Raw genomic sequence first — 14,593 nt, 5'->3', positions numbered from 1 at the left:
CCACGTTTGCATAAATGAATTATTTATCTATTTCTATTACTATCTATATATGGGTGTATTTTTTCTTGTACTTTTTTCATATTTTATTACTTTTTTACATTTTTCATAAAGTTTTCGGGAATTTTATGTGTATTATTATATTACCATTCTCCACAATATCTGGATGGAAATAATCACGGCCACTCACCCCTATGATATGCCATTTTGAAAAGCACACGGCATCTATACATCTGGCAAGTTTATATTCTGCCAGTATCTCCCTATATACATACATTACATATTGATTTCTATTATATACGTTTTACATTATCTCCCATCTTCCAAACTTCATCTGCATTTTCCATTTCTCCCAGCCTATGAGTAACAGATAATATTGTCATCTGTGGATAAGCTTCCCTTATATTCTTAAAAAGCTGTCTTTCCGTTTTCTCATCTAAAGCAGAAGTTGCCTCGTCTAACAACAATACTTGAGGCTTTTTAAGCAATGCTCTTGCAATAGCAAGCCTCTGCCTTTGTCCGCCTGAAAGGTTACTTCCTCGTTCTCTTATCATTGTTTCATACCCCTTCGGTTGCTTTTGAATAAAATCGTGAATACAGCATCTTTTACAACATAACTCTACTTCTTCCATTGGTATTTCTTTCCAATATGTAAGAACATTTAAAAAGGACTCCTCAAACAGCTCAACGTTTTGAGGGACATAAATCATTTCACTGTTAAATACTCCTTCGGATTTTCCATTTTCAAAATTACATGACAACTTTCCTGTTGACTTCAAAAGCCCTTTAATCCCTTTTAGCAAAGTACTCTTGCCTTTTCCTGATTCCCCTGCTATAACAATGTATTTTCCTTTCTCTGCCTGAAAATTAATCTCATTTATAACTTTTACATCACCATATCCCACTGACCACTTTTCTGCTTTTAGCACGTAGCCTTTCTCTTTTTCCTCTACAAAGCAGACTTGATCTTCTTCTGTTTCTATTACGTGTTTGATGCGATTATAAGAAACCTTGTATTTACTGATTTCTTCTATAGAAGAAGCAATACTTCCCAAAAACCAACCCACATTTCCACAAAGCTGAACACTATACATAATTTCTGAAATCTCATACTCCCCTTTGGAAACAAGCAACATGCCATAAGCAATCGGTGTCAGCATTGTTAAGCTTCCTAAAATTCCGCTAATAAAATAATGTAGCGTTCTTTGTTCTAGATATTTATCTTCTTTTTCATTTACTTTACAAAATAATTTTTCTACCTTGTCTAATACAAAGCTTTTTAATTGATATACACGAATTGTTTCCTCTCCTGCAATACAATCCGTTTCGCATTCCTGTATTTTTTCTTCCTCTTCTGCAATTGTCTGTTGATAATACCGATGTTTTTTTCCATAATACTTATTTACTATCTGAGAAGACACCGACAATATTAAAACTACCATACCAATTTGCCATGTTTTCAAAAAAATAGAAATAATACAAACTCCACCTATGACAATGGGCAAAACAGACTGTATCATTGTCGTTCCCAAAAATGTTTCTACTTTTTGAATATCTTTTTCTAAAATTGACAGCCAATGTCCACTATGCTGTCCCTGCAATTCTTTTAATGACATATTTTGCAAATGAGTCACATAATTTTTTTTCAATCCTATAATTGCTTTATTCAAAAAAATTTGAATAATACACTTGGAAATAACCATCAAAAAAATGCAGCCTGCCACCAAAAGAAGATTTATCGCTACTAAACTAAGAAACTGTCTTTGGTTTTTGGAATTTGTAATAAGGGCAAACACTTGGCTAAATAAAGATGCCAAAAGTAAGGTAGAGCCACATTTTGCTAATGGATAGAGAACATATCCACACCCCAACGCCAGCTTGTGTTTTTTTTCAAATAACTGTATTTTCCCCATTTCTATTCATTTCTCTCCTTTTCATAGAGTTTTGCATAAACACCTTCTTTTTTCAACAATTCAAAGTGGGGTCCTGTTTGCACCAATTTTCCATCTTCCATAACTAAAATAAAATCATACTCTGACATATTGCTCATATCATGAGTAACTGTAACCGTCGTATATGTACGGGTAATATCCCTAAGATTATTTAAAATATCCTGAGCAGTCTGATAATCTAAAGAGCTGGTAGGTTCATCTATAAGCCATACATCTGCTTTACGCAAAATTGCCCTTGCAATACCAATTCGCTGCTTTTGTCCTCCTGAAATATTACTGGAGAACTCCGAAAGAGTTGTATCAAGTCCTTTCGGAAGCTTGCAAATCCATTCCCATATCTTAGCTTTTTTACATGCATTTTCTAATTGCTCCAAAGAAATATTCCTGTTTCCGGCAATCAGATTTTCTCTGATTGTTCCCGGAAACAAATACGTGTCCTGCAACACTAATGCTAAATGACAATACAGTTGTTCCGGCCGGCATTGAAATAAATCATAGCCCAATACAAATGCTTCTCCTTTTTGCGGTCTATTTAAACCGGCAATGGTTTTCAACAATGTTGTTTTACCACATCCACTTTCTCCTACAATGGCAACATGCATTCCTTTTTCGATTTCTACTGAAATATCGCTTATCCCGAATTTTCTATTAGCATACATAAACTCCATACTGTTTAAAATAATATCCGGCTTTTCTTCCTTTTCCACGTCTTTCCCCGAAAAAAATGGAATTTGCAGAATTTCAAAAATTCTTTTTCTGTGTCCTGAAAATTGTCGATACTGTGCCAACCATTGTGGAATTCCCATCATTCCATTTGTAATATAGCCTAAAAAAATAGTAAACAGTAATAAATCTCCTACTGTAACTTTATGCTGTATAAGCAAACAACCGCCCACTGCTATAATTACAATTTGAGGAAGTATCTGAATAATATTTAAAAACGGCTCATAAACCAACTGAGAAAACACTTTTTTATTTTTTGCCCGATATAATTCACAAAATGTTTGGTTTAAATAACCAGTCCATTCTTGTTGGGCAGAATATGCTTTTGTTGTCGGTATCTGCCAAACACATTCTTGAAATATTTTATTTGCTTTTCCCTCTTTATTTTGTAATTCTTCCGAAGCAGCACCAATCTTGACACTGAATTTTTTTGCACAAACAAAAATAAGCGGAACCATAAGGATGCTTAAAAGAGTTAATTGCCAGCTTATAAAAAAGCAGATAATAATTGGCCAAATGAAAAGAATCCCCCCATACACCACCGTCTGTAAAAAGTATCGGATACTTTCCACACATTGGCGGCTATCTGTTTGCAAACGTGTCAAAATTTCTCCTGTTCCCATATCTGAAAGAGTACTATGAGGACAATCCAGTAATTTATTCATTAAATACACCTGAATTTTTTTTCTTCCTTTTATTACAGTCCTACCAATCCACATTCCAGATATAATTCCCATGATACCTTCTGCTAAAATCAAACAAACCAAAAATATACACATGCCTATGATGGCTTGATTTTCTTTTGCAGCATCTATAAGCATACGCAGTAGCCACGTTTCCATTACATCAAACCCGCCTCTAAATATAAGTACCAGCATAATTCCACCAAGAAAAACTCCTGATACTTCTGCTATTTTATAAATTGGCTTCCAATCTTTAATAACTTGTTTCCCCATCTTCGCCTTATCCTTTTCCTTATTTAAATACAGCTTTAATATTTTTTTCATTTAATCTTCACTAAAGTTCCGTAAACGCAAAATAGCGAGTACCTTGACATTTTTAGGCGGCTGCTTTGCAGCCACCGATATTTAAGCTTTGCGAATCCCTGCCGGAAGTTTTTCTGACCAGGGCAGAAGATCTTCCAGAAAAGAACAGTCCTTATCATTCATGTGTTTCGGAATCTCTTCCAAGAGATGCTGCACATAATCAAAAGGTTTCAGATTATTGGCTTTTGCAGTTTCTACAATACTGTAAATAATTGCGGAAGATTTGGCTCCATGAATCGTATCGATCATCTGCCAATTCTTCTTTCCAATACAAAAACCTCGGATTGCCCTTTCGGATGCATTATTATCAATCGGAACATCTCCGTCTGTAAGAAATACCCGGAGATATTTTTCCTGATTTCGTGCATATCTAACGGCATCACCAAATTTGTCCTTTTTGGACACATTTATGGTTTTCAGGTACGCAAAAAAAGCATCCACAAGAGGTTTGATAACCGCCTGTCGCTGTTTAAGTCGTTCATCAGAAGAAAGGTCATTCAATTTCCCTTCTTCCCGATAGATTGCCTGAATCTGTTTCATCAGCAGAAATGCATTGGATTCCTTTTGGGATGGTTTGGGAATCAGCTTCAAAGCTTCATCAAATCTGCGGCGACAGTGCACCCAGCATCCAGCAATGGTCAGTTCTTCCAATTCTTTTTCTAAAGTATGGTAGACCTGATAACCATCTGTTACACAGATGCCATCGTATCCTTTCAGGAATTCCCGTGGATGGGATGCATTTCTTGTCTGCTGGTATTCATACAGGACAATCTGCCGGTCTTGATACAGATGACCAGAACGGTATACCCACATCCAGCTTTTGCTTCCGGCTTTGCGTCCGTCATGGTTTACAAGCACCGGCGTCTCGTCTGCCTGGATCACATGATAGAAATACAATTCTTCATGAAGATGATCATAAAGGATCGATAGATATTCCTCTGCCAAACGTATGCACCAGTTTGCCATGTTCTGCCTTGTGATCTGCAGGCCATAACGCTGGAATTCCTGCTCTAACCGATAGAGAGGAACTGCATTCACATACTTTCCATTGATGATCGCAGCTCCAAGAGATGGTGATACCAAACTTCCATGCAGTAATGCTTTTGGATGGTCTGCTTTGACCATGTGCTCATCTGTTTTGCTGGCATACACACCGATGTGATGTTCTTCTACCTCTACCCTCGCAGGTACAAAATGATATTTTTTGGAAATGGCATCCGGTAACTGTTTCCACCCATTGACACCGAATTCTATTTCCAATCTCTTGTATTATACATATGATTGAGAATTGCCTCATGCAGTCTCTTTCTGATTTCATCATAGCCCGGCTCGTTAATCAGGTTTTTCATTTCCTGCGGTTCTTCCTGTAAATCATACAATTCATCACTGGTCATCAAATTAATTACCATTTTATATCTTCCGTCAAAAGCGCCTCGAAGGGGCTGGTAACCGCCAAATCCGTCATGGTCTACCTCATAACGACCAAATTCCATAAATACATAGTCATTGCAGCGTATTTCCGGATTTTTCACTTTCTCAAAGATACTTCTTCCCTCAAACATCTTTGGAATTGGCACACCAAACATATCAAAAATCGTAGGCGCTAAGTTAATATGAGACACTGGATTTTTATCCACACCTTTTCCAAAGCCTTTAATCATCAGCGGAATATGTGTAATTTCTTCATATAAAGCAGGTCCTTTTCCTGTAAGGGAATGTCCGTACATCATATCTCCGTGGTCGGAGGTATGAATAATAATCAGTTCTTCCTCATACTGCGCCGCTGCATCCAAAACCCTGCCGATTTCATAATCCGCAAAGGTATTGCAGCCTAAAAATTCTTTTGGACTGAGCTTAAAGTCTTCACGACATGCCTTTAAGTATTGGTCTCCTGCCCAAATTCTGTGGTGCTCCGGTTTATCCTCCAGCGTATCCTTCATATTTTCTTTTACCGGTATCTCGTAGTCCTTATACAAATCCACATATTTTTTCGGACAGATATAAGGACCGTGAGGCTCGTCTAAAGACATAACCAGAAAATAATCTTCGTCTTTGTGTTTTTCAATAAAATCCACGGCTCTGTCTGCACAGCGGTGTCCGTAAGTCATATCTTTGGTAATGTTGTATTTTTCAATGCTTTCTATCTGGCGGATACGATATCTTTCTTCCGGTGTCAATTCATCCAAGAAGCATTTCATATCATACCAGTAATCTTCGTCCCATCCCTTTGGACATCTGCCCAGTCCGAAATAATCTCCGCCGTCCAGATGCCATTTGCCTACATAAGCAGTGTGAATTCCTGCATCGCTTAAGCGCTGTCCAATGCTTTGTACATTATCGGAAAGTCCCATACAGTTCGACCATCCGGCACAGGAATGAGGATAGCTTCCTGTAAAAATCGCAGATCTCGCAGGCTGACATACAGGCTGTGTGGTATAGGCTTTATCGTATCGTATCCCCTCTGCCGCAAGTCTGTCCAGATTTGGTGTAAGCATTGCAGAATTTCCGTAATACCCCAGCATATCCGTACGCTGGGTATCTGCCATAATAAAAATAACCTATCACCTTTCCATAATCTTCCTCTTGATTTTCAAATACGTTGATACAAGCGAGAGGCTATTGCCTAAGCAACAGCCTCTCGCTTTTACATAAGAAATGGATCTTGTTGCATATCCAAATATTCCCGCAGACGTTTTTCATAATCTGCTGCAAGTTCCTCGTTCAGCTCCGTAATCATAATGGGATTTTGCTGATAAGGATCTTCTTCATTATTATACAACATTTTCACCTGTTTTTCCCCCGGCTCATATCCATTATTTATTACAAAAGTATATGTATGTGTCCGAAGCCCTCGCCAACCATAACACTTACTGTTCAGCCCTTGTTTTTCAAAGGCTGCCACCATTTCCGGCATTCCCGGATAAGAACATAAAAACGCATCTTGTGGCGCATCATTTTCCTGTCCCAGTATTCCTGGTGCATGATTAAAGCCCTGACAAGTATCCGGTACAGGAATATTCAGAAGTCCTAAAATTGTAGGCATGTGATCTGGACTTGCTACTAACTCCTTATATTTTACAGGAACAAGACGCCCTTTCTGACGAATATACAGCGGAATGTGGATAGACTCCTCATACCATACATTTTTGCCCATGTGTCCATGTGAACCTAACATTTCTCCATGATCTGCAGAAAGTACAACAATCGTATCTTCTTCCATTCCATTTTCTTTCAAAAACTCTAAAAGTCTTCCAAACTGTTCATCTACACCGGTAACTGCTGCAAAATACTGTCTGGTAATAGTTTCCATATCCGGAGTCCGTTTTTCCTCAGGCACATTTTCTCTGAAATACACCGGCATATCCTTGTACTGTTCATAATATTTATCCGGTACCAATTCATGCGGAAGATGAGGTGGATTGTAAGAGACAAACAATGCAAAGGGCTCCGCCTGATTTTTCTTTTCTTCCATATATTCCAATGCCTTATCCGTCTCAAATTCCGGCGACCAGCAACCCGGCTTAATCTGTTCCGGTGTATCCGCCCAATAATGGGGATCTAAATGTTCATCACAAGCACCATAAGACAGCCAATAATCAAAACCTTGTCTTCTTTCCCCCGGTGGTGTATAAGCATCCCAGTGACTTGCCCCGGAAATCGGATTTTTCTCAAAGTTCTGTTCGGAAGCATCTAAATGCCATTTTCCAATATAACCTGTATGGTAGCCTGTATCCTTTAATACATTTCCAATACAGGTTTCCTGCGGTTTTAACATTAAGACTTCACTCAATCCTATTTTACAGTTGGTCCACATTCCTACACTAAAAGGATATTTTCCCGTAAACAGAGATGCACGATGAGGAGAACAAAGTGGAAAGGTACTGACCGCTTCGGTGCAGTCTAAGCTTTCCCTTGCAAAGCTGTCCATGTGTGGCGTACACACTTCATCTGATTTTGCATACCCCATTGCCTGATATCTCCACTGATCCAGAAAAACATATAATAAATTTGGTCTTTTCTTCATGATTTTCCTCCTTACCAGTAAGGGTTCCATGCTCCACATCTTCTTCTAAGAGCTTCTAAATAGAAATAATCCCCCCATGTATTACACTCATCCACACCTCTATCCGTACAGGTATTTTCTTTGGTGTCTCTTGCATAAGTGCCATGCAACAGAAGTCCATTCGACTGTTCAATGGATTTTACCGCACAGCTCTCAATCAAAGCACGCAACATTTTATCGGCTGCCATACAGTATTTTTCTGCTTCCTCTTTTTCCAGATACGGAAGCATTTCATAAATACCACAAATCGCAATAGGAGAGGAAGAAGAATCTCTTGGTTCTGTGCTCCCTGTGTCAAAGTCAAAATCCCAATATGGAATTAAATCATCCGGTAAATGCTCAATAAAGTAGTCGGTTACATCACGGAACATCTGAATATATTCTGGATTTTTTTGATAGCGATAGCTCAAAGCCACACCATAAACACCCCATGCCTGCCCTCTTGCCCATGCAGAGGCGTTTCGATTTCCCTGATGCGTTACGCCATGAGAAGGCTTTCCAGTTTCCGGATCAATATAGTAGGTGTGATAAGTAGAATGATCCTCCCTTAACACGCACTGCATTGCTGTATGAATATGCTTGCATGCCTTTTCAGCATATTCCGGATTTCCTGTTGCCTCTGTTGCCCAGTATAATAAGGGAAGATTTAACAGACAATCAATAATTAGGCGATAATCCTTTGGATTTCCTACATTTCCCCATGCCTGAATAAACTCTCCGTTTTCTCTGTATCTGGTAAGCAGGTGATCGGCTGCTAATATTGCCGCCTCTTTTCCCTTTTCATTTCCGCAAAGTTTATATGCCGCAACACAGGAAAGACTATACAGAAATCCCATATCATGATTATTCACATCGATTTTTTTCTGAATACGATTTAAGAAGCTGTCTACGTGAACTTCTCCTGTTTTCTTAAATTCATCATCTTTTGTAAGCTCATAAGCCAGCCACACCACACCGGTCCAGAAACCTGTAGTCCATTCTACGTTTTCTGTCTGCCAATAAAATCCCTGCTTCGTATTTGGTGACTGAAAAAAATCTGTAAAATCCTTTAAATTTCCTTTTACAATATCTGTTGCCTGACAAACTGCCTGTTCAATCAACTCCTGACTACACCCTTGATATTTTTCAAGGGTTTCAAATGTCTGTGCCATAATTTTCTCCTCTTTCGCCATGATCATACTATTTTTCACAATAATACGTATCTGTTTTTTCTGAATAAATGCCGGCTCGACACATTTGTCCCAATCCGGTGACACTCTCTTTTACCCCATCTACCTTTTCATCTGCATACTTATTAAACCATTCATTTAACCTTGTTCTCATTTCGACTACCATTTTTTCATATTCCGGTTGTCCGTATAAATTTTCTTTTTCCTCCGGATCCTCCGTTAAATAATATAGCTCATGAGGACCATACGGATATCGATGAATATATTTCCAGTCTTGATTGCGAATCATACGCACCGGACCATATTCATCAAACACCACGATTTCTTCGTCCCTCTTCTTGTGTTCCTTTTCCCATCGAAGAAGATATGCAAAGCTTCTGCCCGGCAATTTCTCACATTCCTTTCTATCGAGCTTACAAAGCTCTAAAAGTGTGGGAAAAATGTCGTATGCGCTAAGAATAGTTTCTTCTCTTTTTCCTTGAGGAATTACCCCCGGTAAAGACATAAGAAATGGTACTTTTACAGATGTTTCATACATATTGAAAGGAAACGTTCCATTTCCTTTTCCCCATACACCATGATGTCCCATACTCATACCATTATCTGCTGTATAAACAACAAGAGTATTTTCTCTTAACCCGTTTGCTTCAAGGGTATCTAAAATCCTTCCGATTTGCTCATCCATTGCACTGATTGCCGCAAAGTAACCTCTGAGATTTTCTTTTCTCTTTTCAGTTCCAAATACCGGTCCTGTAGTTAAATCCGGGTGATCCGCCTCATCAGGAATACTTTGGAAATCACAATTTTCATAGTAATCCATCCATTTTTTAGGATGTTGTTCTTCTCCCCATGGAGAATGAGGTGCTGTAAAATGCACAGAAAGATAAAAGGGTTCTTCTTGATGCTGAAACTCGTTTAAGTATTCTATCGCTTTATTTGCAATTACTTCTGTAACATACTGCTCATGCAGAACTTTTATATTTCCATTTTCCACAATATCCGGATGAAAATAATCACATCCGCCTAATCCGATGGTATACCATTTGGAAAAACCATGTTGAGGGCAAACGCTGTCACCTAAATGCCATTTACCTGCCAGAGCACATCTATAACCATTTTCATTTAACACATCTGTGTATGTAGTTTTTCCTTCTAAATAAGAAATAGGTTTGTCTTCACAAGAATACCCATTCCAGTACGGATTTTCTCTGCCTGCCTCTTCAAACTTATCTTTATCAATATTTCCACTTCGTATCCAATCGTGTACACCATGAGAAGAAGGAATATCGCCGGTAAGTACAGAGGCTCTTGCCGGAGAGCAGACCGGTGATACACAATAAAAATTTTGAAACTGCATTCCGCTTTCTGCTATTCGATTTAAATTAGGTGTACACAATTCTTTTGTGCCCCCACAGTTCATTGCCCATGAGCCTTGATCATCTGCCATGATGAATAAAATATTCATGCGCTATCTCCTCCCTCCACTCTAAATGCAAGTCGGTATCTGATGAAAATGTCAGGGGCAAGAGTACATATTCTGACTGGAAATATGCTTCCCCACAGCCACCCCAACGGTCTCCCAGATACCAGTATTGTGTTGTATTCAACGCCGAATTATAAGTTTTAATAACACCTGTAGGCTGAGATTGATAAGTAGTTTCATCTCCCAGCTCAAAACGATTAGACCATCCATGGTCAATACAACGGGAATATGCGTAAGACGACTGATTTGGCTGCCAGCCTGTACACCCACTGGTCAAAAGGTAATAATATCCATTTCTCTTAAACATTACCGGCGCTTCTCTTAATTCTCCCGGCCATAAAGTACACACCTTACTCTCGATTGATAAATAATCCTCTGTCAAACGATAAATATGCAAATCCTGATTATCTCTTGCAGCAGATATAAAATATGCACACTTATCATCATCTACAAAAAGGGTACAATCTCGTGACATATATCCCATTGGATTAAAGCTTCCAAGATATGTATAATCCCCATCAATGGTATCACACACAGCCACTGCACATCTGGCAAGTTTATAGTCTGCCGGCATCTCCCAATGTGCCCACATCACATATTGTTGCGTTTTTTCATTGTAAATCACCTTAGGACGCTCTATATTACATCCTATTCCGATAGAAGCCTTTTGCTCCGGTATATCCAATCGCAAATCTCTGCCTAAAAATCTGTCCTCCACCTGTGAGTCCAAAGTTAAAATATGATTACAAAATTCCCAATTTAAAAAGTCCTTGGATTTATAGCAGGAAACTTTATTCCTCTGTGTTCTGTTTTCTCCAATCCAGTAATAAATACCGTTTTCTACTAAAATCTGCCCTCCATGAGCATGTAAGATTTCTCCATGATTATCTTTTGGAAGAAACACACTTTTCATTTTAATTCCCGTCCTTTTCTTCAACTGTCCATACTTCCTTTGGCAAAAATTTCTTTGGTGTACCGATTTCTTCAAAATGCCGCTTCAATTTTTCTGTCAACATTTTCTGTACTTTGGCATACTCCGGCTTTCCAAATACATTTGTCATCTGGAGAGGATCTTTTCTCATATCAAACAAAATATGGTCATGGAATTCTTCCTCACACCACCCTTTTCCCACATAAGCAAGCTCAAATTCCGGTGTAAGAATTCCTGCTCTCGGCACATCGCTAGGATGAATATAAAGAATCTGCTCTGTTTCTCTATTTTCTAAAAGATATGTTGACAAGTCTTTCCCCTGTACCTTAAATGGATAAGGAATTCCCAGCATTCCGGCTAATGTAGGAGCAAAATCCACCACATTTATCCATGTATTGCAGCGTCTTTCCTGAATTTTCTTCCATGGCATAGAAATCACACAAGGAATGTGATATACACTTTCATAGAGATTATTTTTCTCCATAAGCCCATGCTCCCCCATATATTCTCCATGATCTGTGGTGAAAACAACCATCGTATTTTCCCATAAGCCTGTATCTTTTAAACATTGAATAATTCTTCCAACATTATCATCAATACATTTTACAGCTCCTAGATACTGAGCTTTCAGCCTACGCAAGTGCCCTTCCCTTTCGAAAAGCCCATACGGATAATAATGTAGTCTTCCCCATGTATCTCTTTCTGCCCAGTCCGGTATCTCTTTTTCCCAGAAGCTTTCCGGTATTTCTACTTTTAATGGGTCAAACATGGTATCATAAGGCGGTCTGACTTCAAACGGTTGATGGGGATCCGGTATACTCACTGTAAACAAAAAAGGCTGCGTGCTTTTAAGCTGATTATTTAAAAATCTAATTGTCTCATCCGTAAGCCAGTCTGTCGTATAGCTTTTGTCATTTCCTACTTCTCTTTTCGGTCTTACTTTTCCGTTTTCATAAGCAACCGATTTACAATGTCCAAATTCTACTTTATAATCCCAATCTTCAAATCCCAGAGGATTGTATTCTCCTAAGTCATCTCCTCTTTCCTTATGGTCCGCTAAATGCCATTTTCCCAGATATCCTGTATGATATCCCGCTTTTGCAAAGACCTCCGCAAATCCATGAACATCCCGCTTTACCGGAATTCCATTTCTGTAAGCTCCGTTTTCATGAGGGTAATTTCCCGTAAAAAAACACCCCCTTGAGGGGGTGCAGACAGCACTTGGTGTATAAAAATTTTCTAACAGAACTCCATTCTCCGCCAGAAAATCAATATTCGGCGTCTGCACTTCCTTTCCTCCATAACAGCTTAATACATCTCGTCTAAGCTGATCCACATGTATAATCAATACATTTTCCATGAAATATCATCAACCTTTCACTGAACCAATCATAACACCTTTTACAAAATGTTTCTGTACAAAAGGATATAACACTAATACCGGTAAAGAAGATACAATAATTACACCATATTGGATTGTTCTTGCGATTTGTTTCATCAGTTCCAAAGACTCTGGATCCACTGTGGCAGGATCGACAGATTGCCCTGTAATCAAAATATCTCTTAAAATCAACTGTAACGGATATAAATCACTGTCTGTTACATAAATCAATCCATTAAAGAATGAATTCCAGTGACCTACTGCATAGTAAAGTACCATAATTGCAATAATAGATTTTGATAACGGAATGACTATCTTCATAAAATACTGAAAAATACCACAACCATCAATCTCTGCTGCTTCCTGCAGTTCAATTGGCATTGTGTTCAAGAAATATGTTCTGCACAAAATCAGATTAAATACAGAAAATGAGCCTAAAATCATTAATACATAAGGAGTATTTACAAGTCCAAGCCATTTTACTACCAAGTAAGTAGGAATTAAACCACCGGAAAAATATTTTGTAACAATCAGGAGTTTCATAATAATTCCACGTCCCATCATATCCGTTCTGGACAACGCATATCCTGCCGGAATCGTAATAAATAATGCCAACATAGTTCCTACAACTGTATAACGAATGGTATTGTAATATCCTGACCAAATTCTAGGATCTCTAAAAATATACTTGAAGCCTTCAAAAGTTATTCCCTTGGGCAAAAGAAGAACTTCTCCTGTGGCAACTAAATTCGGATCACTAATTGATGCAATAATGACAAACCACAATGGGTATAAAATAATAACTGAAATCAGAATAACCGTAGCATAAACAATAAAAAGAAATACGATATCTGATTTACTCATTTTTTTAAACTTTTTCATTGCCTGCTCCTTCCTACCAAAGACTTACATCTGAAACACGTTTCGCAATTTTATTTACCACAACTAACAGCAACAGATTAATTACATTATTAAACAAACCAATAGCTGCTGAATAACTGAATTGTCCGTTTTGAATACCGATTTTATATACATAAGTTGAAATAATCTCTGAATATTCAAGGTTAATGCTGTTCTGTAATAAGAACGCTTTTTCAAATCCTAAGTCCATGATTTCTCCGGCTCTCATAATTAACATAATTACCATAGTCGGCATAATAGAAGGAATATCGATGTAAAGCAGTCTCTGGAAACGGCTGGCTCCGTCTACAGTAGCAGCTTCGTGAAGCTCTGGTCCAACAGAGGTCAATACAGAAATATACATAATTGATCCCCAACCAATACCCTGTAATACTCCGGACCATACATAAATGTGTCTGAAATTTTCCGGATTGGATAAAAATCCTACCGGATCAACACCGAAAATCATTAAAAGCTGGTTTACAACACCATCACTGGATAAGAAAATTAAAATCATACCACAATATACTACCATGGAGATAAAGTGTGGTGCATAAGTAATCATCTGCGCCGCTTTTTTCAAGCGTTTCTTAGTAATGTAATTTAAGAATAAAGCGAAAATAATCGGCATCGGGAAGCCTGCAATCAAAGAGTAAAAACTTAATGATAACGTATTCCACAACAAATCTTTAAACTGAAAAGATTCAAAAAAAGTTTTAAAATGTTCTAATCCAACCCAAGCACTGCCCCAAATTCCATCTGTAGGACGATAATCTTTAAAGGCTAACTGTATGCCATACATTGGAACATAACTGAATAATATTACATAAATGACCATTGGAACGATAAACAAATAAAGCACCCATGTTCTTTTTAAGTGTCGAAGAAACTTTCCGTTTCTTTTTCCTTTTGTTGTATTTGACATATTTCCCTCCATAAATACAATCT

10 protein-coding genes and 1 pseudogene are annotated in these 14,593 nt (G+C 38.1%); all 11 read right to left on the bottom strand.

The genetic code is table 11. The annotated features are described in order from the left end of the window. Positions 1-290: 290 nt before the first annotated feature. Positions 291-1,910 (bottom strand): ABC transporter transmembrane domain-containing protein, encoded by a 1,620-nt coding sequence (locus tag CGC63_RS02965; RefSeq protein ID WP_004220940.1) that lies wholly within the window; start codon positions 1,908-1,910, stop codon positions 291-293. 2 nt (positions 1,911-1,912) lie between these two features. Further along, entirely contained in the window at positions 1,913-3,679 is a 1,767-nt protein-coding gene (locus tag CGC63_RS02960) for an ABC transporter ATP-binding protein (protein ID WP_004220942.1), read from the bottom strand. Positions 3,680-3,760: 81 nt separating this feature from the next. Then, positions 3,761-4,984: pseudogene (gene tnpC, locus CGC63_RS02955) on the bottom strand (IS66 family transposase); the annotation flags it as partial. After that, on the bottom strand, positions 4,969-6,264 hold the full coding sequence (locus CGC63_RS02950; protein ID WP_004220957.1) for a sulfatase-like hydrolase/transferase: 1,296 nt from the start codon (positions 6,262-6,264) through the stop codon (positions 4,969-4,971). The gene CGC63_RS02950 and the pseudogene tnpC, both read right to left, overlap by 16 nt. 98 nt (positions 6,265-6,362) lie before the next feature. Further along, positions 6,363-7,742, bottom strand: coding sequence for a sulfatase family protein (locus tag CGC63_RS02945; protein WP_040351021.1), 1,380 nt, complete (start codon positions 7,740-7,742; stop codon positions 6,363-6,365). An 11-nt stretch (positions 7,743-7,753) separates the two neighbouring features. Next, on the bottom strand, positions 7,754-8,932 hold the full coding sequence (locus CGC63_RS02940; protein WP_022239219.1) for a glycoside hydrolase family 88 protein: 1,179 nt from the start codon (positions 8,930-8,932) through the stop codon (positions 7,754-7,756). Between the two features lie 28 nt (positions 8,933-8,960). Then, positions 8,961-10,415, bottom strand: a complete 1,455-nt coding sequence (locus CGC63_RS02935; protein ID WP_004220963.1) for a sulfatase family protein — start codon at positions 10,413-10,415, stop codon at positions 8,961-8,963. Next, a complete protein-coding gene (locus CGC63_RS02930) occupies positions 10,387-11,370 on the bottom strand; it encodes a family 43 glycosylhydrolase (protein ID WP_052530424.1) in 984 nt (327 codons plus the stop codon). Before CGC63_RS02930 ends, CGC63_RS02935 begins: the two co-directional genes overlap by 29 nt. Continuing rightward, complete coding sequence (locus tag CGC63_RS02925; protein WP_004220969.1) at positions 11,348-12,724, bottom strand: sulfatase-like hydrolase/transferase; 1,377 nt, start codon at positions 12,722-12,724, stop codon at positions 11,348-11,350. The genes CGC63_RS02930 and CGC63_RS02925 overlap by 23 nt, the downstream gene beginning before the upstream one ends. A gap of 9 nt (positions 12,725-12,733) precedes the next feature. Beyond that, positions 12,734-13,627 carry a carbohydrate ABC transporter permease gene (locus tag CGC63_RS02920; protein WP_004220971.1) on the bottom strand — a complete coding sequence of 298 codons (894 nt, stop codon included), beginning with the start codon at positions 13,625-13,627 and terminating at the stop codon, positions 12,734-12,736. Positions 13,628-13,640: 13 nt separating this feature from the next. Beyond that, entirely contained in the window at positions 13,641-14,570 is a 930-nt protein-coding gene (locus tag CGC63_RS02915) for an ABC transporter permease (protein ID WP_022239223.1), read from the bottom strand. Between the last annotated feature and the right edge of the window lie 23 nt (positions 14,571-14,593).

The organism is Blautia hansenii DSM 20583 (assembly GCF_002222595.2).
Lineage (GTDB): Bacteria > Bacillota > Clostridia > Lachnospirales > Lachnospiraceae > Blautia > Blautia hansenii.
This window is presented reverse-complemented; position numbering and strand designations above follow the sequence as displayed.